Source organism: Haloterrigena turkmenica DSM 5511, from assembly GCF_000025325.1.
GTDB lineage: Archaea > Halobacteriota > Halobacteria > Halobacteriales > Natrialbaceae > Haloterrigena > Haloterrigena turkmenica.
Genome location: NC_013743.1, coordinates 115,183 through 135,377, shown reverse-complemented (window position 1 = coordinate 135,377; position 20,195 = coordinate 115,183). Strand labels below are relative to the sequence as shown.

Annotated in this window: 21 protein-coding genes; 13 read left to right on the top strand and 8 right to left on the bottom strand. The window is 66.4% G+C overall.

Features of this window, described 5'->3' with window-relative positions; genetic code table 11:
• Positions 1-147: 147 nt before the first annotated feature.
• The 4 genes from HTUR_RS00625 to HTUR_RS00610 all read left to right on the top strand — a co-directional run bounded on the left by HTUR_RS00625 (position 148) and on the right by HTUR_RS00610 (position 3,661).
• Entirely contained in the window at positions 148-960 is an 813-nt protein-coding gene (locus HTUR_RS00625) for a basic amino acid ABC transporter substrate-binding protein (RefSeq protein WP_012941358.1), read from the top strand.
• An 11-nt stretch (positions 961-971) separates the two neighbouring features.
• Positions 972-1,805, top strand: coding sequence for an amino acid ABC transporter permease (locus HTUR_RS00620; protein ID WP_012941357.1), 834 nt, complete (start codon positions 972-974; stop codon positions 1,803-1,805).
• A gap of 65 nt (positions 1,806-1,870) precedes the next feature.
• Entirely contained in the window at positions 1,871-2,599 is a 729-nt protein-coding gene (locus HTUR_RS00615) for an ATP-binding cassette domain-containing protein (RefSeq protein ID WP_049941810.1), read from the top strand.
• Positions 2,600-2,641: 42 nt separating this feature from the next.
• On the top strand, positions 2,642-3,661 hold the full coding sequence (locus HTUR_RS00610; protein WP_012941355.1) for an amino acid ABC transporter permease: 1,020 nt from the start codon (positions 2,642-2,644) through the stop codon (positions 3,659-3,661).
• 18 nt (positions 3,662-3,679) lie between these two features.
• On the opposite strand, the gene HTUR_RS00605 is transcribed toward HTUR_RS00610, so the two are convergent.
• Together HTUR_RS00605 and HTUR_RS28530 are read right to left on the bottom strand one after the other, a co-directional pair.
• A complete protein-coding gene (locus HTUR_RS00605; RefSeq protein ID WP_049941557.1) occupies positions 3,680-4,402 on the bottom strand; it encodes a DUF5828 family protein in 723 nt (240 codons plus the stop codon).
• 71 nt (positions 4,403-4,473) lie between these two features.
• The gene (locus HTUR_RS28530; RefSeq protein ID WP_318842634.1) at positions 4,474-5,277 is read right to left on the bottom strand and encodes a hypothetical protein; all 804 of its coding nucleotides are present in this window, start codon (positions 5,275-5,277) and stop codon (positions 4,474-4,476) included.
• Between the two features lie 269 nt (positions 5,278-5,546).
• Between HTUR_RS28530 and upp the strand changes: the two genes are divergently transcribed.
• Both upp and HTUR_RS00590 read left to right on the top strand, forming a co-directional pair.
• Entirely contained in the window at positions 5,547-6,224 is a 678-nt protein-coding gene (gene upp, locus HTUR_RS00595) for a uracil phosphoribosyltransferase (RefSeq protein ID WP_012941352.1), read from the top strand.
• 65 nt (positions 6,225-6,289) lie between these two features.
• Positions 6,290-6,667: a cupin domain-containing protein gene (locus HTUR_RS00590; protein ID WP_012941351.1), complete on the top strand. Its 378-nt coding sequence runs from the start codon at positions 6,290-6,292 to the stop codon at positions 6,665-6,667.
• 37 nt (positions 6,668-6,704) lie between these two features.
• On the opposite strand, the gene HTUR_RS00585 is transcribed toward HTUR_RS00590, so the two are convergent.
• Positions 6,705-6,905: a YgaP family membrane protein gene (locus tag HTUR_RS00585; RefSeq protein ID WP_012941350.1), complete on the bottom strand. Its 201-nt coding sequence runs from the start codon at positions 6,903-6,905 to the stop codon at positions 6,705-6,707.
• Between the two features lie 215 nt (positions 6,906-7,120).
• The gene (locus HTUR_RS00580; RefSeq protein ID WP_049941556.1) at positions 7,121-9,235 is read right to left on the bottom strand and encodes a S9 family peptidase; all 2,115 of its coding nucleotides are present in this window, start codon (positions 9,233-9,235) and stop codon (positions 7,121-7,123) included.
• A 174-nt stretch (positions 9,236-9,409) separates the two neighbouring features.
• On the opposite strand from HTUR_RS00580, the gene HTUR_RS00575 reads away from it, so the two are divergent.
• The 4 genes from HTUR_RS00575 to HTUR_RS00560 all read left to right on the top strand — a co-directional run bounded on the left by HTUR_RS00575 (position 9,410) and on the right by HTUR_RS00560 (position 14,812).
• Positions 9,410-10,264: a hypothetical protein gene (locus HTUR_RS00575; RefSeq protein WP_012941348.1), complete on the top strand. Its 855-nt coding sequence runs from the start codon at positions 9,410-9,412 to the stop codon at positions 10,262-10,264.
• Between the two features lie 301 nt (positions 10,265-10,565).
• Positions 10,566-11,513 (top strand): TAXI family TRAP transporter solute-binding subunit, encoded by a 948-nt coding sequence (locus HTUR_RS00570; protein ID WP_049941555.1) that lies wholly within the window; start codon positions 10,566-10,568, stop codon positions 11,511-11,513.
• A gap of 36 nt (positions 11,514-11,549) precedes the next feature.
• Complete coding sequence (locus HTUR_RS00565) at positions 11,550-12,110, top strand: DUF1850 domain-containing protein (protein ID WP_012941346.1); 561 nt, start codon at positions 11,550-11,552, stop codon at positions 12,108-12,110.
• Positions 12,107-14,812, top strand: coding sequence for a TRAP transporter permease (locus HTUR_RS00560; RefSeq protein ID WP_012941345.1), 2,706 nt, complete (start codon positions 12,107-12,109; stop codon positions 14,810-14,812). Before HTUR_RS00565 ends, HTUR_RS00560 begins: the two co-directional genes overlap by 4 nt.
• Positions 14,813-15,011: 199 nt before the next feature.
• On the opposite strand, the gene HTUR_RS00555 is transcribed toward HTUR_RS00560, so the two are convergent.
• A complete protein-coding gene (locus tag HTUR_RS00555; RefSeq protein WP_012941344.1) occupies positions 15,012-15,662 on the bottom strand; it encodes an IMPACT family protein in 651 nt (216 codons plus the stop codon).
• A 132-nt stretch (positions 15,663-15,794) separates the two neighbouring features.
• Here HTUR_RS00555 and HTUR_RS00550 point away from each other — a divergent pair, with 132 nt between their 5' ends.
• Positions 15,795-16,220 (top strand): DUF7522 family protein, encoded by a 426-nt coding sequence (locus tag HTUR_RS00550; RefSeq protein ID WP_012941343.1) that lies wholly within the window; start codon positions 15,795-15,797, stop codon positions 16,218-16,220.
• A 7-nt stretch (positions 16,221-16,227) separates the two neighbouring features.
• Here the strand turns inward: HTUR_RS00550 and HTUR_RS00545 are convergent, their stop codons facing one another.
• Positions 16,228-16,731 (bottom strand): amino acid-binding protein, encoded by a 504-nt coding sequence (locus HTUR_RS00545; protein ID WP_012941342.1) that lies wholly within the window; start codon positions 16,729-16,731, stop codon positions 16,228-16,230.
• Positions 16,732-16,840: 109 nt separating this feature from the next.
• Between HTUR_RS00545 and HTUR_RS00540 the strand changes: the two genes are divergently transcribed.
• A complete protein-coding gene (locus tag HTUR_RS00540; protein ID WP_012941341.1) occupies positions 16,841-17,710 on the top strand; it encodes a hypothetical protein in 870 nt (289 codons plus the stop codon).
• Here HTUR_RS00540 and hisB read toward each other — a convergent pair.
• Positions 17,707-18,297: an imidazoleglycerol-phosphate dehydratase HisB gene (gene hisB / locus HTUR_RS00535; RefSeq protein ID WP_012941340.1), complete on the bottom strand. Its 591-nt coding sequence runs from the start codon at positions 18,295-18,297 to the stop codon at positions 17,707-17,709. The two genes, HTUR_RS00540 and hisB, sit on opposite strands and share 4 nt — an antisense overlap.
• A gap of 315 nt (positions 18,298-18,612) precedes the next feature.
• Between hisB and HTUR_RS00530 the strand changes: the two genes are divergently transcribed.
• Complete coding sequence (locus HTUR_RS00530; protein WP_012941339.1) at positions 18,613-18,882, top strand: hypothetical protein; 270 nt, start codon at positions 18,613-18,615, stop codon at positions 18,880-18,882.
• Positions 18,883-19,274: 392 nt separating this feature from the next.
• Here HTUR_RS00530 and hisA read toward each other — a convergent pair whose 3' ends face one another.
• Positions 19,275-20,009: a 1-(5-phosphoribosyl)-5-[(5-phosphoribosylamino)methylideneamino]imidazole-4-carboxamide isomerase gene (gene hisA, locus HTUR_RS00525; RefSeq protein ID WP_012941338.1), complete on the bottom strand. Its 735-nt coding sequence runs from the start codon at positions 20,007-20,009 to the stop codon at positions 19,275-19,277.
• Positions 20,010-20,195: the final 186 nt, after the last annotated feature.

The following is a 20,195-nucleotide window of genomic DNA, read 5'->3' as shown; positions in this document are numbered from 1 at the left end:
AAGTGTGTGCCGACCTCCGTTCACCGCCGCCGCGGGCCGGCCCCGTGCACGAATGGTTACTTTCCTCGCATATAAGTAGTGAATATTTTCTCGATTCGGAAATGGAATCTTAACAACTAAATCGCTCCACCCGAGTACTATGAAACCATGCGTGAGGAAACTGAAACGGTCGACAGACGAAGCTACCTGAAGCTCTCGGGGATCACGGGGCTTGCCGCGACGGGGTTCGCCGGTTGTCTCGAGGACGCCGGGAACGGCGACGATGAGGGGAATCAAAGCGACGGGGCCACCGGCGAGAACGAGATCATCGCCGGCACGGCGCCCGGCTTCCCACCGTTCGAGATGAAAGAGGGCGGCGACCTGGTCGGGTTCGACATCGATCACCTGGAGGCAGTCGTCGACGAGACCGACTACGAGCTGACCGGGTGGAAGGAGTTCGAGTTCGGCTCGCTGATCCAGTCGCTCAACAGCGGCGAGATCGACGTGATCGCGGCGGCGATGACGATCAACGACGAGCGGAAAGAGAAGCTCGCGTTCACCGATCCCTACTACAGCGCCAATCAGTCGGTGCTCGTCCAGACCGGTGGGGACTTCGAGCCCTCGAGCCTCGACGACCTCGCGGGACGGGATCTTGGCGCGCAGTCGGGGACGACCGGCGAGAGCATCATCGAGGATGAGGTCGACGACGCGAACTACCGATCGTTCGAAAACTACGTCTACGCGGTCCAAGAGTTGGAACGAGGGACGCTCGAGGCCATCGTCATCGACCAGCCCGTCGCCGAGACGTTCGCGGCGAATCGCGACGTCGAGATCGCCTTCACGTTCGAGACCGGCGAGAAGTACGGGCTCGGCGTCCGGCAGGACGACGACGGACTCCGGGAGGCGCTCAACGAGGGCATCGCGGCCGTCGAGGAGTCGGGCGAGTACGAAGAGATCACGCAGGAATGGTTCGGCGAGTAAGCTGATCGGCAATGGATCTCGCAGTACAGGCGGCGGACGCCGCGGTGACGGTTCCGGTCGGACAGCTCCTGCCGATCAGCGAGGAGGCGGTCGGCCGACGGCTCGGCGACGACTGGGAGTTCGTCTACCGTAACGCCGAGTATCTGCTGTGGGGAGCGGTCATCTCGGTTCTCCTGACGGTCACCAGCATTCTGCTCGGGTTCCTCGCGGGCTTTCCGGCCGGCGCGATCGAGACCTACGGGAACGGCTACTCGCGGGCGTTCGTCCGGAAGTTCGGCGTCCTGCTCCGAGGGACGCCGATTCTCGTCATCATGTTCATCACGTTCTACGCGTTGCCCTACGAGATCGTTCACGACGCGGTCGAGGCGCTCTTCAGCGCGCTGGATTTCGTCCTCGGACCGACGCCGTTCACCGCGGCCGTCGACGTTCCCGGCGCGTTCGTCGCGGCGACGCTCGCGCTCGGCTTTCGCAGCGCGGCCTACCAGTCGCAGATCTTCCGCGGCGCGTTACAGAGCATCGACGAGGGCCAGATGGAGGCCGCCCGCTCGATCGGGATGAGTCGACTCGAAGCGATCCGACACGTGATCGCTCCCCAGGCGCTGCGGCGCAGCGTACCGGGCTTTCAGAACGAGTTCACGATCGTGCTGAAAGACACCTCGATCGCCTTCGCGATCGGACTCGCCGAACTCCTCAAGCGCAGCGAGGACCTGTTCACCCAGCAAACCACGGCGATCCTCGAGGTCATCGTCTTCATCAGCCTGCTCTACTTCGTGCTGACCTTCACGACGAATCGGACGCTCGACTACGTGAACAACCGCTTCGCAATTCCGGGTGAATCTTCGTGACCGAACACCGAACGGACGACGCCGGCGGCACCGACCACGCAACGACGCGGACGGCGGACGGGCCGCTGCTTCGCATCGACGATCTCTACAAGTCCTACGGCGACGAGGAGGTGCTGAAGGGGATCGACCTCGAGATCGACCGCGGCGACGTCGAGGTGCTGGTCGGCCCCAGCGGCAGCGGCAAGTCGACGCTGCTGCGGTGTCTCAACCGACTGACGGAGGTCGACAGCGGCGATATCTACCTCGGCGATCTGGAGGTGACCGCGCCGGACACCGACCCCGACGAGGTCCGCCAGCAGATCGGAATGGTGTTCCAGGACATCAACCTCTTCGCGCACCTCACCGCGCGCAAGAACATTACGCTCGGGCTCCGCAAGGTGAAGGGCCTCTCCAAGGCCGAGGCCCGCGAGCGGGCCGACGCCGAACTCGAGCGCGTCGGCCTCGCCGACCAGGCCGACTCCTACCCGGCACAGCTGTCGGGCGGCCAGAAACAGCGCGTCGGCATCGCCCGCGCGCTCGCGATGGATCCGGAGGTCATGCTGTTCGACGAGCCGACGAGCGCGCTCGACCCCGAACTGAGCAACGAGGTGCTCGAGGTGATGCGCGGCCTCGTCGCCGAGGGGATGACGATGGTCGTCGTCACCCACGAGATGCGCTTCGCCCGCGGCGGCGCGACCAATATCTCGTTCCTCGCCGACGGGCAACTCGTCGAGCGCGGACCGCCCGAGCGACTCTTCGAGAATCCGACGCACGACCGAACGGCCGAATTCTTCGAGAGCATCCGTCATGACTGAGGACGCGACATCGATCCGGACGCGAACGGAGGCGACCGCTCGATGAGCGCGTCGAAGGCGTTCGGCCTCGAGCGACTCCGCGGCACGATCGGCGACGTCGACCGCAGTCTCGCGGTCGTCGTCGGCGTCATCTTCTGGGGGTGGCTGCTCACGCGCTGGCTCTACGACTGGGTGATCAGCCGACTGGGCGTCGGTCCGGGCGCCGGCGAGCAGTTCGTCTCGGTCGCCCCCATCGAGTCGGCGGCGGCGATATTCGACGACACGGTGGCGGTGGTCGGTCCGATCGCCGTGCCGATGGACTGGCTCGCGAGCCTGCTGAACGGCATCGCGCTGGGGATCGAGATCGCGCCCGCGCTGGCCGCGGGCGCGTGGTACACCATCGTTCTGACGATCGCCAGCATCGCGCTCGGGCTCGTCATCGCCGTTCCGGTCGCCGTGGTGCGCGTCTACGGCGGGCCGTTCCGGTGGTTCGCGCTGGCCTACACAGAACTGATCCGCGGGACGCCACTGCTGGCCCAGTTGTTCGTGCTCTACTACACGCCCTACCTGTCGGTCCGGCTCAGCGACGTCGACCTCATCGGCCGGGGATTCGTTCCCGAGTACGCCTTCTGGATCGCCATCGTCGGCTTCACCATCAACGGCTCGGCCTACCAGGCCGAGTACATCCGCGGCGCCCTCGAGAGCGTCGACGAGGGCCAGTTGACGGCCGCGCGGGCCATCGGCCTCTCGAAACTCGAGGGAATCCGCCACGTCGTCCTGCCCCAGACGCTGCGCTACGGGATTCCGGCGTGGACGAACGAACTCGTCTACCTGATCAAGTACTCCTCGCTGGCGGGTTTCATCACGGTGCCGGAGCTGTACTACCGCGCCAGCGACATCGCGTCGTCGACGTTCGAGTACACGCCGATCTACGTCCTGCTCGGGCTGGTCTATATCGGACTCGTCCTCTCGGCGACGAACGTCATGAGCCGCGTCGAGCGCCGCGTCGCGGTCCCCGGTCTGGGACGGGCCGAGGGGCGCCAACAGGGCGCGGGCGAGGACGCGGCGACGAAGACCGCATAGGTCCCCCGAGTCGCCCCGTCAGTTCGTCGTCGACCGCGAGTCGTCGTCCGGCTCCGGTGGTGGCTCGGCCCCTTCGATGGCCTCGGCCGCGTCGGTGTCCTTCTCGACGCCGACGTGCCAGCGGTCGACCGAGTCCTCGTACTCGGCCAGCAGGTCGGAAACGTCGTCTTTGAGGACGTCGTCGTTGACGTTGACCTCGAAGACGAACTGCTCGCCGTTGTCGCCGTTGCGCGTCGACTGCTGGATGTTGGCGCTGATCAGTTCGTTGTCGAAGTAGTACGGCGCCAGTTGGGTCATCACGTTCTGGTAGACCGTGTCCTCGACGCGACGGAGCGCCTTGCGACTCGCCGAGTCGGCCGCGCGCGCGACGTAGTCGATCGACTCCCGCCAGTTGCCGACCGCGCCCTCGGCGTCGTCGTCCTCGAGTCGCTCGTAGGACTCCGAGAGCTTCTCGCCGGCGGTCTTGATGTCCTCGTCGGGATCCTTGCCGGCCTTTTCGCCCTTTCCTTCCTCGACGCTGGCCTGATCGGCCGTCTTCTCGCTGACGTCGGTATCGAGGGTCTCGTGGGCCTTGGGCCGCCACTCTTGCCACTCCTCGAAGGCGTCGACGAAGCGGGTGTCGTCGGCTCCGTCGGGGTCGTGGACGCCGGCGTCCCGGAGCGCGCGGGTGATGCGCTCGCCGTGCTCGACGACGTCGCCCCAGTCACCGCGAACCTTGAAGCCCGAGATACTCTCTTCCATTCGGTTGCCCCGGTCGTAGGGGACGGATCGGTATAAACTTCGTTGCTGCGCAATACTGGCCGCCATCGCGATCAGTATTGCTGTCCGGTCATCTCGAAGCCGCCCGTCGACTGGCCGCTCATTCCCTGGCCGTACTGGCCCTGTTCGGACATCCCCTGCATTCCTCGAGACTCGGTCGATCCGGCGCCGGTTCCGGACCCCTGACGTCCCCGAGAGTCCTCACCGACCTGCCGGAGGAGGCTCTCACAGGAGTTCATCGTCCGCTCGATCGTCGCCACCGTCTCGAGGACGTGCGAGTGGCGCCCCTGGAACTGCCGGAGCGTCGGCAGTCCCTCGTCGGCGACCCGCAGGAACGCGTCCGCCAGTTCCGGCCCGAACATCGAGTCGCGGGCGATCAGCAGCTCGTTGAGCGCCGCGATCTCGGCGATATCCTGGCAGATCCGGGCGCAGCGCCCGAGCTCCGGCTCGCCGCTCGCACACCGCGTGGCACACCAGGCGGCGACGTGCGAGAGTTCGCCGAAGTCCTCGAGGGCGATCCACAGTTCGTCGGTCATGTGATCCTCGAAGAAGGTGGCCTGCGAACCGCCTTGCATGCCCCGTGTGGACTGCGGTTCCTGCATCGGCCGCATCGCTTGCGACGACTGCGTTCCCCGCGTCGGCGAGGACTGCGGTGTGCCCTGCATCTCGGACTGGTTGTTGCTCATCCGCTGGCCGCCCTGCTGACCGCCCGTTTCGAACCGTTCGGACGAGCCGCCGAACTGCGGCTGGTCGCTCATTCCGAGTCCCGTTTGTGTCCTCGGTCCCCTCGCCTCGGGCTGTTGGCCGTACTGTTCTCCGGTTCGGTCGTGCTGGTGCTGATCCGAGTGATGGGTCACGACGAGTGCACCTCGAGTGCGCCAGCGGCTACGCCGATCCGTCGATTAAACCGGTTCTACCGTTTCGTCAGTTTGCGGCGACAAACGGCGAGCTTTCGCGATCCCAGCGGTCGATAACGACCGAAACCGGTCGGGCGCGCTCGAGTAATCGCGGATTGGAACTTGCCGTCGGACGGCGATTTGCGGGACGACAGCCGGAACCATGGTGGATTCCGCCTCGGCCGCGGCTGATCGACAACGTGAACTATCCGGCGACAGGCTGTACGGGTATGACGATCGAAGACCGGGAAAACGCCTATCTCGTCACGCACGCACTGGCGAAGGACACGCTATCGCGGCTCCGCGACGTCGAAACCGAGCAGGTCAGCTTCCGGAAGGGCCTCGTGAAACTCGGCCGAATCTGCGGCTACGAAATTATCGACGGCCGGATGGAAACCGAGTACGTCGAGATCGAGACGCCCCTCGAGCAGACCATGGGCGAGCGCGTCCGCGGGCTGGACGACGTCGTGATCATCAACGTCCTGCGCGCGGCGACGCCGTTCGTCGAGGGGCTGTTGAAGGCCTTCCCCCGCGCTCGACAGGGCGTCATCAGCGCGAGCCGCGACGAGGAGGCCGGCCGAGAGGAGGACGGCTCGTTCCCCATCAGCGTCGACTACGTGAAACTCCCCGAGATCACCGAGGAGGACACCGTGATCATCGCGGACCCGATGCTCGCGACCGGGAGCACGATGTGTACCGTCTTGGAACACGTCATCGAGAACTCGCCGGAGCCGGAGAACCTGATCGTCCTCTCGGCGGTCTCCGCGCCGGAGGGGCTGCTCCGCGTCGGCGACGCGTTCCCCGAGACCGACCTGCTGACGGTCTCGATCGACGACCGCCTCGACGACGACGGCTTCATCGTGCCCGGGCTGGGCGACGCGGGCGACCGAGCGTTCCGCACCACGTAACCGTCCGTCGCCGACCCGCCGCCGGCCGCCGTCGACTTTTTGTGAGCGAGCCGTAATCGCTCCGTATGGAGTACTCCGTTATCGATCCGGACGACCTCGAGTCCGTCGAGGACCGCCCCTGCGATCTGCGCCGCGTGAGCGACGCGGCCGGCCTCGAGAACGTCGCGATCAACCGCTTCCGCGCGGAGCCGGGCGAACAGTTGCCGCTGGCCTACCACTACCACGAACGGCAGGAGGAGGCGTTCGTCGTCCTCTCCGGGACGCTCCACGTCGAGACGCCCGAGGGCGAACTCGAGGTCCCCGAGGGAGACGTCTTCACGGCCCAGCCCGAGTCGGCCCATCGGGCGTACAACCCGGCCGACGCCACGGAAACGGTCGAGGTCGTCGCCGTCGGCGCGCCGCCGGTCAGCGACGACGCCGTGCCCTACGAACCCGACGCGTAGCGGTTCGCCGCGGTTCGCAGCGCTCGAGTCCTGTCACCTACTCGGCCGAACAGGTATCGATCCCGAGGGCGGCGTTGACCGGACACCGCCGAATAATCGCGGTCGCGAAGATATCGCTGCCGGCGACGAACGCGAGCGTGCCGGCCATCCGATCCCGGTTTCGGTAGCCGATCACCAGCAGCGCCGCGCCGAGGGCGATCCGCAGCACGCGATCGAAGCCGCCGACGTTTCGATCCATACGCGGACGAACGGGCGAGACGCCCGTAGGGATTTCCTTGCACCGCGGGCGATCGGGATGCTGTGATCTGCGCGACGGCGTCGTCGACCGCGAACCGAACCCCTTCGTTTCCGGTCGAATCGGCCCGAACGGTCGTTTTCGGGTAGTTCGACGGTCGCGGGTCCAGACGAAACGCTGCTCCGATCGCCGGAGGTCGCGTCGCAACGCCGCGGGCCTCACTCCTCGTTCCGGTCGCCGTCTTCGTCCCCGCTCGAGAGCCCGGCGTCACGGTCGCGCTCGAGCGCCGGTGAAGACTCGTGATACGCTGAGTAGCCGTCGAACCAGCGGGCGATGCGCTCGAGTCGATCGACGACGTGGGCGGGTTCGCCCGACCGGGAGAGTTCGTGGCCCTCGCGAGGATACCTGACCAGCCGCGTCTCGACGCCGTGTTTCTGCAGTCCGCGGACGAACAGTTCGGCCGTGTTGGCGGGCGTCCGGTAGTCCTGATCGGAGTGCAACACGAGCGTGGGCGCGTCGACGTCGGCGACGTGGGCGACGGGCGACTGGTTCCACAGGAAGTCGGGGTCGTCCCAGGGCGTCGTCCCGAAATCGTCTTCGACGAGTGTGAACGCGTCGCTCGAGCCGTAGAATCCGGTGAGATCGTAGACGCCTCGCTGGGAGACCGCCGCCTCGAAGCGGTCGCTGTGGGCGACCGCCCACGCGGTCATGAACCCGCCGAAGCTGCCGCCGGTGACGAACACCTCGCCGTCGTCCACGAAGTCACGCTCGCAGACCGTCTCGACGCCGGCGAGCACGTCCGTCAGCGTGATCTCGCCCCAGTCGCCCTCGATGGCTATCGCGCGGTCCTCGCCGTACCCCGTCGAACCTCGCGGGTTGCACCAGAAGACGACGTACCCTCGCGCCGCGAGCGTCTGGAACTCGTGCCACATCGTCCCCGCGGTCGTCCAGTGGGCGTGGGGACCGCCGTGAACCTCGACGACGAGGGGGTACCGCTCACCCGGCGACGCGTCGGCGTCGAACTCGGGGGGCGTCAGCAGCCAGCCCTGACTCTCCGTCCCGTCGTCGGTCTTGAACCACACTTCTTCGGGTTGACGAACCGCGCGATCCGCGAGGTAATCGTCGTTCACTCGAGTCAGCCGGTGGACCTCGTTGCCGCCACGGGTCGTCACGAAGACATCGCCGGGGTGGTCCCACTCGCTGTAGACGTAGGCGACGGCGTTCTCGCCGACCGAAAAGTCCGCGATCGTGACGCCGTCGCCGTAGACTCGCGTCGGGTCTTCGCTCGCGTCGCCGGGCACCGACCAGCAGACGCGCGAGCCCTCGTCGGGCGTCGTGACGTACAGCGTCTCGCCGTCGGGCGCCCACTCGAAGCCACAGCGGTGGCCCACGGTCCGATCGAGCGGTTCCGTCGGCGTCCGCTCCTCGCCAGTCTCGCGGTCGTGTACGCGGATCTCGGTCTGGCGCATCGAAGTTCGGTCCTCGGGCGTGAACTCGAAGGCGACGCGACCGTCCGCGGTGGCGTCGATCGATCCGGACTCGAGCCAGCCCGTGGTTTGCGTGAACGCCTCAATCTCGCCGGAGTCCGTCCCGTGTTCGTACAGGTCGTAGGCCAGCGTGTCGTCGGGATCCTCGCCGGCCGCGGCGGCCTTGGCCGCGTAGTAGATCGTCTCGTCGTCGCCCCACGTCGGAGAGACGTAGTCGACGGGCACGTCGGCCGGCCCGTCCTCGTCGGTGAGGCGGGTGATCGCCGTTCCGTCCGGATTGTCCTCCGGGTCCCTCGAGAGCGCGGCCTCGACCTCGAGGACGTAGACGTGGCGCCGCCGGCCGTCGATGTATTCGGTTCCGGCCCGGTAGATCGTGCGGTCGATCACCCGCGGATCGGGGGTCTCGCGCTCGTAGTCGGGGTCGACCGTGCGATCCCGACCGGCCTCGCGATCCTCGGGCGCGACGCGCTGGGAGAAGAGTAGTCTGGAGCCGTTCGGACTCCACTCGAGGTCGTCGATCCCGCCGACGACCGACGTGAGCCGGCGCGCTTCGCCGCCGTCGGTCGGGACGAGCCAGACCTGCTCGCGGTCGCCCTCGCCACGGGTGCTGGCGAAGGCGAGTCGATCGCCGTCGGGGCTCCAGCGGGGCTGGGAATCGACGCCGTCACTCGCGGTGAACTGCGCGGCCTCGTCGCCGCCGACGGGGACGGTGTAGATCGACGCCGCGTACGATTCGTCGGCGGCGGGCGTCCGACGGACGAACGCCACCCGCTCGTCGCTCGGCGAGAGCCGCGGCTCCTCGACGTGGGTGATCTCGTGGTAGTCGACCGCCTCGATCCTGTTCATACTCGAGGTCGTACCCGCCGGCCCATATAGCTCGGCGAGGCGGCAGGCAGTCGTGGCCGCGTTCATGCCCCTCGCGCGCCGATCGACGTCGTCCGTCGTCGATTGGCGAGTCGACCGACCGTCGGCGCCATCGGGTCCGGTATCGTTTTGTCAGTTCGCCGTCGTCTCTCGAGTATGACAACGCGAAACTCGACCGAGCGAGTCGCGCTCGACGATGGCGACGGGCCGTCCGACGGGCGCTTTCGGCTCGCCGTCGCCGTCTATGCCGGCGCCCTCCTCGCCGGCGTCGCCTCGGTCGCGGCCGCCCTGACCGCGTTCGTCCCGGGTCCCCTCCCCGGCGTCTACGCGACCGGGTTCGCCGGCGGCCTCGTCGGCGGGCTGGCGCTGGCGACCGCGGATCCGCGGCTTCCCGTCCGCCTCGGCCGCACGCTCGGCCGACGAGCGGCGGTCGTCGTCCCGACCGTACCGTTCGTCGTCGTCTGGTTCGCTCCGCTCGAGGCGGCCGTCGACGTCGTCGCGCTCTGGGCGGTGATCACGGTCTTCGCCTCGGGCTACGTCCTCTCGCAACTGGCCGGGAACCGGTACGTCGACGCGGTCGCCCCCGGCGAGCCCGCGGAAACGTGGCAGTGGACTCCGCCCGGCGCCCCGGTCGTCGACGCCCTGCTCGCCGGGATGTGGCTCGTCATCGGAATCGGTACCGCCGTCACCGGGGCCCCGGTGCAGGGCCTTCTCTGGCTGGCGATCGCCGTCTTCTGGGTCACGAGCTGTCTCGTCGAGGGTCGGTGGTCGTTCGGTCCGGGTCGCGACCGCTGCGAGATCCGCCTCTACGAGAACGGGCTCGTTAAACGGCGCCCGTACACGAAGACGTTCGTCCCGTGGCGCGAGATCGGACACACCCGCCTGCGCGAGGGCGAGCTCGTCCTCGACCGCGGCCTGCGCGACGTCCGGTTCGACCGCGACGAACTCGAGGACCCCGACGCCGTCCTCGAGGCTGTCGACCGCTGGCTGGAGACATCGGCCGAGCGGTGACGACGACAGCGACGATCCACTCGAAGACGGCTTCACCCGCTCGTTGCGCACCGGAGGCGGTCCCGGATGACATCGCTCTTCTTGAGACGGACACGATCGAGGTCGTTGACGGGCGCGACCTGTCCCAACCGAACTTACTCGCCGAGTCTCCGTTTCCATAGCCGAGGTATTCACGCCAAATGAGAGATGAATGAAAATGTAGACACCAAACAATGACTTCCACAACATATTATTTGACTGTTTCGGAGAGATGATTGACAATCAAAAATGTATAAATAGCTTCGACGGAATCGCTAACAGTATGAACCAGAATATTAATAGACGGACATTCATTGCAGGCATCGGTGGGACCGGTATCGCCGCTCTCGCGGGCTGTTCCGGCGAGGGGAATGAGAACCAGCTCGCGTGGCACTCGGGCGGCACCGACGGAACGTACTATCCGCTTTCGGGCGAGTTCAAGACGATCGTCGAAGACCAGACGGACTACTCTCTGCAGGTTCAGTCGACCGGTGCGAGCGTCGAGAACGTCAGCAGCCTCAACAGCGAAGACGCCGAGTTCGCGCTGATTCAGAACGACATCGCCTACTTCGCGGTCAACGGCACCGGGATCGAGGAACTCGAGGGCAACGCGATGGAGAACATCCGTGGCGTCGCGACGCTGTACCCCGAGACGATCCACGTTATCACGCAGGCCGACTCGGGAATCGACAGTCTCGAAGACCTCGAAGGCGCCTCGGTCAACACCGGTGACACCGGGAGCGGGACGCAGGTCAACGCCCTGCAGATCCTCGAGACAGCCGGCATCAGCGAGGACGACTTCGACGAACAGAACGCCGACTTCGGAACGGCGGCCGATCAGGTACAGGACGGCGACGTCGACGCGGCGTTTACCGTCGGTGGCTGGCCGGTCGGCTCCGTCGAGAACCTCGCGACCAACCAAGACATCGAACTGGTCGAGATCTCGGGCGACCTGCGCGAAGACATCATGGCCGACGCCGAGTGGTTCGCCGAGGACACCATCCCCGGCGGAACCTACGACGGCGTCGACGACGACGTCGATACCGTCTCCGTCCAGGCGATGATCGCCACCCACGAGGGCGTCGACGAGGAGACCGTCGAAGGGGTGACGACGGCGATCTTCGACAACACCGACGAGATCGGCACGAAGTCGGACTTCATCGACGCCGACTCGGCCCAGGACGGGATGCCGATCGACTTGCACGCCGGCGCCGAGGCGTACTTCAACTGACGCTCGGTGAGGATCTCCAGCCCTCGATTCCCACTCATGGAACGATCGACTAGATGGTACGTTAGCGCCGTCGTCGTCTCCATCCTCGTTGTTTTCGTCGCGACCGGAGCGGTCGTCGCGTCGGGAGCGACCGAACGCACGCTCGTCGTCGCAGACGCCGACTCGGGCGAGCCGCTGCTCGAGGTCCCCGTCGACGAGGGAGACGAGGTGATCCTTTCGTATACGCACAGCGTCGAGAAGACCCCCGTTCAGGACGTCTACGTCGTCGACGGAACCGAACTGCGCGCGGATCGAATGGTGTTTCACTCCCACGGTGCGGGACTGCCGTCCGACGAACCGATCGAGCGGACCGACGAGGGGTTCGTCGTCGCGGGCGAGGGCTCCCACGAGGAGATCGTGGTCTCTCCCGGCTCGATCGCCGGCCACGAACTCATCGTCGACGGCGAACGGTACGACCTCGTCGAGCAGTCGAACGGTTCCGTCGTCCTCGAGGTCGACGGCACCATCGGTGACCGTCTGACGGCCCTTCGCGGGATCGGTTCGGCCGTCGACGACCGAAGCGAGAGCGACGTGCGGTCAGGGAAACTACTGGTATGAGTATAGATACGAGCGGTACGGACACGGTTTCGGACGAACAGACAGACGAGGTACTTGAGGAAATCGAGCGGCGGCGGACGCTTCGAGGACCCGCGGCCGTTCTCGTCGCCCTGATCGGAATCAGCTTCTCGGCGTTCCAGATGTGGATCGCCGCCCGTGGGCGCCAGTTCGGTGGAACGCTGCCCGTGATCGGTGAGTTCCAGATTATCTCGCTACAACAGTTACAGGTCAACGCGATCCACGTCACGTTCGCGCTGGTGCTCGCCTTTCTGCTGTTTCCGGCAAGCGAAGGCGACGGGTTCGTCGCGCAGCAGCTCGGTCGGATCCCGCCAGCTGTCCGCGACCGCTTGGGCGCCGACCACGCCGTCTCGAGGGCGATCACTCGACTCGGGGACGGCGTCCGCTGGGCCGTCGTCGATCCGTCACGGGACCGAATTACGCCGCTGGACGTCGCGATGATCGCCCTCGCACTCTGGCCGGCCTACTACATCACCACCGAGTTCGACGAGATCCGGTCGCTCCCGATCATCGGCCTCGAAAACGCCAGTGCGATCCACGAGCTGTATCCGTGGCTCGAGCCGCTCGTGGTGCCGCTCGCGTCCATGGGACTTCCGGTCGACTTCCCCGTCGCGTACCTCCTCGGAATCGTCGGCATCCTGCTGGTGCTCGAGGCGACCAGACGAACGCTCGGCGTCGTCCTCATGGGGCTGGTCGCGTCGTTTATCGTCTACGCCCGCTGGGGCTACATGATCCCCAGCGACTCGCCGATCGGCGCGCTGGCGATTCAGGTCATCGAGTGGGACAACATCGTCTACAACCTCTGGTACACGGTCGAGGCGGGGGTGTTCAGCACGCCCGTCAGCGTCAGCGTCCGGTTTATCTACATCTTCATCCTCTTCGGCGCGTTCCTCGAGATGAGCGGTGCCGGCAAGTGGTTCATCGATCTCGCCTACTCGATGACCGGCACCAGAAAGGGCGGCCCGGCGAAGGCGAGCGTCGTCTCGAGCGGGTTCATGGGTATGCTCAGCGGCTCGTCGATCGCGAACACGGTGACGACGGGCGCCTTTACGATTCCGCTGATGAAGCGGTCGGGCTACTCGCCCGAGTTCTCCGGCGCGGTGGAGTCGTCGGCGTCGTCCGGCGGGCAGATCCTCCCGCCGGTCATGGGCGCCGTCGCGTTCCTCATGGTCCAACTCATCGGTGAGCCGTACTCGAACATCATTATCGCGGCCACGATCCCCGCGTTCGCGTTCTTCTTCGGCATGTGGGTGATGGTCCACTTCGAGGCCGTCAAAGGCGGAATCGGCGGCATCCCGCGTGCGGAACTCCCCGACGTCTCGGCGGCGATCCGCACCGGCTGGTTCTACCTCATCCCGCTCGTTCTGCTGGTCTACTTCCTGGTCATCGCTCGGTTCTCGATCAACCGCGCGGGCTGGTACACGATCGTCACCATCACCGCGCTGATCGCGGTCGTCGCCGCGTACAACGAGCGGACGCGCCTCCCGCTGCTGGGTTCGATTGCCGCGCTCTACCTCGCCCAGGCCGCCGCCTTGGCGAGTTACGGCGTCGGTCTCGGCGACGCGATTCAGGTTGCACTCGGCCTCGAGTCGGCGAGCGCGGCGTACTCGATTCGCGACGCGGCGGTCGCCGCGGCCGCGGATCTCGGCCTCATCGCGATCCTCGTCAGTCTCGCGGTCATGCTCGCTCGTCCGCGAGGTGACGCGCCGTTGCTCGAACTCGACGAAGCGGTCGACGACGCCGCGACCGCGACCGCGGCGTCGATCGATCGCCCCGCGCTCGCTCGGAACACCGGCTACCGGTTCGGGGCGTTCATCCTGAAATCGATGGACTCGGGCGCGCGTACCGCGACGACGGTCGTCGTCGCCGTCGCGGCCGCGGGCGTCGTCCCGGGAGTCATCAGCGTCTCCGGGCTCGGCCCGAACCTCGCGGCGCTCATCAACACCGTCAGCGGGGGCTCGATGCTGATGCTGCTCGTTCTGACGGGACTCGCGTCGATCATCTTCGGGATGGGGATGCCCACGACGGCCATGTACATCATCCTGATCGCGATGCTCGGCGGCCCGATCGAGGACATGGGCGTTTGGCTGGTTGCGGCGCACCTCTTCGTCCTCTACTTCGGCCTGATGGCTGACGTCACGCCGCCGGTCGCCGTCGCCGCCTTCGCAGGCGCGGGGGTCGCCAAGGCCGACGAGCTCAAGACCGCGAGCATCGCGTTCCTCCTCTCGCTGAACAAGATCCTCGTCCCCTTCGCCTTCGTGTTCTCGCCGGGGATCGTCCTCGCGCGGAAAGTCGACGGCGAGTGGGGGCTCATCGGCTGGAGCGACGTCGCCGATGTCGGCTTCTTCCTCCCCGAAGTCATCGTCCCCGTTATCGGGATGTTCGTCGGGGTGTACGCGCTCGGCGTCACCATCATCGGCTACCAGTACTCGGCGGTCGACTCGACCCGGCGCGCCCTGTACGCCGTGGCGTCGATCCTGCTGATGGTTCCCGAGATCCCGCTTCTCGTCGTCGAAGGAGCGCTCGCACTGGCCGGGCTGTCGATCGGACTGACCGGCTTGTGGGTGACCGTCTCTCTGCGGCTCCTCGGCCTCGCGATCCTCGCCTCGCTGTCGTATCGCAACTATTCTCGGCTGCCTGACGAACAGTCGGACCCCGCCGCGCCCACAGCGGGCAACGCCTAACTCCGATCAGAGACGGCGAGCGACGGATCATCGGTGGAGCTGTTTTCGGTTGGTGTCTCGAGGGAGAACTGATGGCACACTCGAACGCGGCCGCGTCCGCCGGCGGCTCGGGGCCCGTCAGTCGGATTCGCTGCGCTCCGGGCCTTCGCCGTCGAGAGTTCAGGGCGAACGAGTCGGCCGCAGGCACGACGGCGAGGGCTCACTCGAGGTCCGCCCGCCCGCTCGTCGCACTCCGCAGTCGATCCCGGAACGCGTCGGCCTCCTCGAGGGGGACTCGAACGTCGAACGAGACATCCGCCTGGTAGTCGGCCTCGAACTCGTAGCCCTCGCTCTCGAGAATCCCGCGGACCGTCCCGGAATCGTCGTATTCGACGGTGATCGAGACGGTTTCGTGCGGTCGCTCCTCGATGACGCCGGCCGCCTCGACGGCCTCCTTGACCGCCCGCGAGTAAGCCCGGACGAGGCCACCGACGCCGAGGTTCGTCCCGCCGTAGTAGCGCGTGACGACGACCGCGCAGTTCTCGATTTCCTGTTGGGTGAGGACGTTCAGCGCCGGCTTCCCCGCCGAGCCGGAGGGTTCGCCGTCGTCACTCGAGTACTCCCGAAGAAAGTGGCCCGTTCCCGCGGCGTCCTCGGTCCTCCCGCCGTTTTCGCCGCTCTCGTCGCCGACTCGCACCCGGTAAGCGGGGACGTTGTGGGTGGCGTCGGCGTACTCCTCGCTGACGGCGTCGACGAACGACTCGGCGGCGTCGACGGAGTCGACCGGTCGAACGCGGCCGATGAACTCCGAGCCCTGCACGACGAAGTCGGCGGTCGCCGCCTTGGCGACGGTCCGGTACGATCGACTCACGGCGACTCCCCTCGCACGATGCTCGACGGTACGCCCGGTAGCGAAAAGAGCGCGTCGGTCCGTTCGTCCGGCCGAATTATCAAATTTCCTACGTTCAGTACGCTCTTGTTCCCCGCTGTGGTGAATGCGGGTATGAACGACGAAACCGAGCTCGAGACCGAAACCATCGACCGGACGCTCGCGGAGGAACTGCTCAGCGTCAGTCGAACCGCCGTCGGCGACGAACTGCGGAGCATCACCTACTTCACCGAGGACGAGGTCGAGCAGATCTACCTCCGCTCGGACCTCGAGCGGACAGCCGACCTCGTCGGGTTCGCCGATCACGAGCGGCTCGGCTTTCGCTCCCAGTCGGCCTACCGCAACACCCAACTCGGCGAGTACCAGGCGACGGTCCGAATGTTCGAAAACGGCTACCTCTCGCGGGTGATCCGGGGACCCCACGGCGTCTGGGTGACGACCGACAGTATGTCGATGGACCGGTTCAAGGAACTGACGACGGCGACCAAGTCGGTGTTAGACGATCACGTCGATACGGTGTCGACCGACGGTGACGACTGACCGGCCGTCACTGGAGTTCGATCTTGCGGACGAACTCGAGGTCCCGAATTTCGGTGATGACGTTACCCGGCAACTCCTGATCGGTGATCAGGTAGAGCTGTGGCTCGTCGGTGAACTCCGGATCCTCGCTGATGGTCTGGCGGATCGAGATATCGTGTTCGGCCAAGAGCCCGGTGATCCCCGCGACGATTCCCTTCTGATCGGCGTCGTCGGGCGTGACCGTCAGTACCGTCAGGTCGAGCACCGGCGCCAGGTCCATCAGGCTCGGCACCTGCGAGATGTTCTGGAAGATACGGCGCAGTTCGGGATCCTTGAGGATGACGTCGGTCGTCGAGTCGACGACGCGCCGATCGACGCCGATCTCGCGAGCGATACCCGTGTTCGGAATCTCGATCCCCCCGGAGACGACGCGGCCGTCGTCGTTGACCGAGAACCCTCGCTCCAGTAGCAAGCGAATCACCGCCTGTTGGCTGGGCGAGCCCTCGAACTTCTCCATGATCTCGTCGAACATTCGTTGCCGGGTATACGGCGGCCGGCGTATAAGGCCCAGTGATCGACGCCAACGAGGAGACGCCGCGTCTGACGGGCGATTTTTGACGGTCCGGGGAAAACGCCACACCATGCGCGAACTCCGACGCTGTGACTTCTGTGGCGGCGACGCCGCCGGGGCCTTCGAAATCGTCCCGCCCGAACTCGAGCCGACCGAGGCCGAACAGCGACGCGTCGTCCTCTGTGCCGACTGCAAGAACCATCTGCAGACCCTCATCGAACCGCTGCTCGCCCGCGCCGGCGCCGACGGCGAGTCGTCGGCAGCAGCCGCTGAGGACGAGGACGGGAGCGACCAGCGCTCCGACGACGAGAGCGACGACGACGCCCGCGCTGGCGAATCCACGAGCGAGAGCGGAACCGTCGTCGCGTCGGCCGACGAGTCGACCCCGAAGCGATCGCGGGCCTCGAGTCCCAACGCGACGGTGTCGGACGCGAGTACCGGCGAGAGCGACGCCACCGGCGAGAGCGACGCCACCGGTGAGGACGCCGCCGAAACCGACGCCGCCGAAGCTGCCGAGCCCGACGACCGCGGCACCGACGCCGGCGGTGATGCGGCAATCGATTCTAACTCGCTTCTCGAGGACGGGATCACCTTCGAGCGATCCGAGCCCGCGAATGGGGAGTCGGACACGTCGGAAACGGAGTCTACAACCCAGGAGGAAACCGACGACACAACCGAGTCGGACGACGAGCGCTCGAGCGACGCGGAGACCAGCGCGTCGGCCGATCGAGACGAGTCGAGTCAGCCGCCGGCCGCGTACGGCAAGGTGCTTCGGCTGCTGCGAAACCGCGAGTTTCCCCTGCAACGCAGCGCCGTCGAAAGTCTCGCCGCCGGCGCCTACGACCTCGAGTCCCACGAGGTCGACGCGATCATCGATCACGCGATCGACCGGGACGAGTTCGTCGAGACGCGCGGCGAACTGCGGCGACCCGAGGCCTAGAGCGTCCCCTTCGTGCTCGGGGTCCCCTCGCGGTGCTCGTCGAATCGCGTCGCGTCGTCGAGCGTCCGCGCGAGCGCCTTGAACAGCGCCTCGACCTCGTGGTGGGCGTTCTCGCCGGAGACAACCTCGAGGTGGACGGTCAGGCCGGCGTTCATCGCCAGCGACTCGCCGAAGTGGCGGGCCATATCGCTCGTGAAGTCGCCGATTTGGGCCTGCGAGAACGCTCCGTCGAAGTAGAAGCGGGGCCGTCCGCTGACGTCGACGACGGCGCCGGCGACGGCCTCGTCCAAGGGCACCTTCCGGTCGGCGTAGCGGACGATCCCCGAGCGATCGCCCAGCGCCTCGTCGAACGCCTCTCCGAGGACGATCGCGACGTCCTCGACGGTGTGGTGGTCGTCGACCTCGAGGTCACCGTCGCAGTCGACGGTTAGGTCGAACAGGCCGTGTTTGGCGAACGACGTCAGCATGTGATCGAAGAAACCGATTCCGGTGTCGACGTCGGCCTCGCCGTCTCCATCGATCGCGAGCTCGAGTTCGATCGACGTCTCGGCCGTCTCCCGCGTTCGGGTCGCCGTTCGCTCGCTCATGTCGCTTCGATCGCACCGCCGGTACAAGGGAATTGCGCTCGATCGGCCCCCGTCGAGCGAGCCGGTACCGATAGTGTCTATATATCGATACTGTCACCTACAGTTCACTCTCGACCGCTCGGTAGCCGAAAACCGCTTCGGATCGAGTTACCCCCTCTAGTACTTTTATGAAATATCTAATCGATTCTAATCGAGTTTCGAAATATGGTATTGACTCGTTATCGGGGGTAAAACGAAGCGAAATGACGACAATATTCAGTCCGTTATATGATGAGAGGGGAGAATGTCGTGTGTACGAAGAGGTGACCCGAATCGATGTCAAACCCCTCCCCGCTCTCGAACGAATCGATCGGTCCGTCCGGCCCTGAATCGGACCGACAACACGAGCAGCGCCTCCGCAGGCTCGTCCGCTCAGTCAAAGGCCCGACACAGTTCCTCTCGTTCTGGGTCGCGATCGCCCTCCCGTTCGTCCATCTCCCGCTGCTCGCACAGGGACTGGGCGATCCCCAGATCACCGTTACGTTCCTCCTCCTCCTCGCCGTCAACGTCTGCGCCCTCTACGTCGGCCACGGCTACGGGCAATAGCATTCGTTCCAGTGTGAACACCGGGGTCACGCACCGATCAGCCGATCGGACCATCGACGCTCCGCTCCGCCGTTCGCTCGGTCGCGGCGCGTAGCGCCGCGCTCTCCACATCGGTCGTCGGCCCGCTTGCTCGGCCGACGGCCTCGCTCGCGGTCAGAACGGGTGGTCGCCTGCCCTCCCCCGGGTCGCACGGCTCTCGCGTTGCTCGAGCCGTGCTCCCGACCGTTACTACCTGCAACGCTGTCGGCTAGCCGAGCGAGGCGAGGTGCGAACGGAGTGAGCACCTCGGAACAGCGAACGAGGAGAAGAACGAGCAGCACGCTCGAATCTTCGGGAAGCCGTTGAAAGCAAGGCCATCGATCTCTGCACGACGGATCGACTCCAGCACTGATTCAGCTACTGTCGATGGCAGACTGCGCCTCCGCGAGCGTGAACTTCCCCTCGTACAGCGCGCTTCCGACCACGACCGCGGCCGCGCCGGCGTCCTCGAGCGCCCGCACGTCCTCGAGCGTCGCGACGCCGCCGCTCGCGATGACCGGAACGTCTGTCGCCTCGACCAGTTCGCGGACGGGTTCGGCGGCGACACCCTCGAGTTTCCCCTCGACGTCGACGTTCGTGAACAGAATCGCCGCGGCCCCCAGTTCCGCGTAGCGTTCGGCGGCGTCGACCGGCGAGATTCCGGCCCCCTCGGTCCAGCCCTCGACGACGACCTCGCCGTCCTTCGCGTCGAGGCTGACGACCACGCTGTCGGGGTGGCGCTCGCTGATCTCGGCGACGATGTCGGGGTTCTCGACGGCCGCCGTGCCGAGGATGACCCGGTCGACGCCGCGCTCGAGCAGGTCGACGGCGTCGTCGGCGGTGCGGATGCCCCCGCCTAACTGCGTCGGGACGTCGACGGTCTCGAGGACCTCGTCGATGGCGTCGCCGTTCGCCCGTTGGCCCTCGAAGGCACCGTCCAGATCGACGAGGTGCAACGCCTCGGCGCCCTCGTCGAGCCATCGCCGGGCGGCGTCGACTGGGTCGCCGTAGGTCTTTTCGGTCCCGCGCTCGCCCTGGACGAGCTGGACGACTTCGCCGTCCTGCATGTCGACGGCGGGAATTACCTGAAACTCCGGAAACGCGCTCATACGAGGGCGCAGGCCGGGCGCGAGCCTAAAGCCACCGACTTCGGTGCCGGCGACGATGCGGCGTCGACGGCCCCGTCGAGACTCGGCGGGGAGACTCGAGCGAGGGGGCGGCGGCGACGGACGGACGAGCGACGCGTATCAGCGCGGATGACGGGTCTCGAGCCGTTACAGTTCGGATCTCGTGGC

Coding starts and splice junctions, on each gene's coding strand:
- HTUR_RS00625 (WP_012941358.1), top strand. CDS start 148: ATGCGTGAGGAAACTGAAACGGTCGACAGACGAAGCTACCTGAAGCTC.
- HTUR_RS00620 (WP_012941357.1), top strand. CDS start 972: ATGGATCTCGCAGTACAGGCGGCGGACGCCGCGGTGACGGTTCCGGTC.
- HTUR_RS00610 (WP_012941355.1), top strand. CDS start 2,642: ATGAGCGCGTCGAAGGCGTTCGGCCTCGAGCGACTCCGCGGCACGATC.
- HTUR_RS00605 (WP_049941557.1), bottom strand. CDS start 4,402: ATGGAAGAGAGTATCTCGGGCTTCAAGGTTCGCGGTGACTGGGGCGAC.
- upp (WP_012941352.1), top strand. CDS start 5,547: ATGACGATCGAAGACCGGGAAAACGCCTATCTCGTCACGCACGCACTG.
- HTUR_RS00590 (WP_012941351.1), top strand. CDS start 6,290: ATGGAGTACTCCGTTATCGATCCGGACGACCTCGAGTCCGTCGAGGAC.
- HTUR_RS00585 (WP_012941350.1), bottom strand. CDS start 6,905: ATGGATCGAAACGTCGGCGGCTTCGATCGCGTGCTGCGGATCGCCCTC.
- HTUR_RS00580 (WP_049941556.1), bottom strand. CDS start 9,235: ATGAACAGGATCGAGGCGGTCGACTACCACGAGATCACCCACGTCGAG.
- HTUR_RS00575 (WP_012941348.1), top strand. CDS start 9,410: ATGACAACGCGAAACTCGACCGAGCGAGTCGCGCTCGACGATGGCGAC.
- HTUR_RS00570 (WP_049941555.1), top strand. CDS start 10,566: ATGAACCAGAATATTAATAGACGGACATTCATTGCAGGCATCGGTGGG.
- HTUR_RS00565 (WP_012941346.1), top strand. CDS start 11,550: ATGGAACGATCGACTAGATGGTACGTTAGCGCCGTCGTCGTCTCCATC.
- HTUR_RS00560 (WP_012941345.1), top strand. CDS start 12,107: ATGAGTATAGATACGAGCGGTACGGACACGGTTTCGGACGAACAGACA.
- HTUR_RS00550 (WP_012941343.1), top strand. CDS start 15,795: ATGAACGACGAAACCGAGCTCGAGACCGAAACCATCGACCGGACGCTC.
- HTUR_RS00545 (WP_012941342.1), bottom strand. CDS start 16,731: ATGTTCGACGAGATCATGGAGAAGTTCGAGGGCTCGCCCAGCCAACAG.
- HTUR_RS00540 (WP_012941341.1), top strand. CDS start 16,841: ATGCGCGAACTCCGACGCTGTGACTTCTGTGGCGGCGACGCCGCCGGG.
- hisB (WP_012941340.1), bottom strand. CDS start 18,297: ATGAGCGAGCGAACGGCGACCCGAACGCGGGAGACGGCCGAGACGTCG.
- HTUR_RS00530 (WP_012941339.1), top strand. CDS start 18,613: ATGTCAAACCCCTCCCCGCTCTCGAACGAATCGATCGGTCCGTCCGGC.
- hisA (WP_012941338.1), bottom strand. CDS start 20,009: ATGAGCGCGTTTCCGGAGTTTCAGGTAATTCCCGCCGTCGACATGCAG.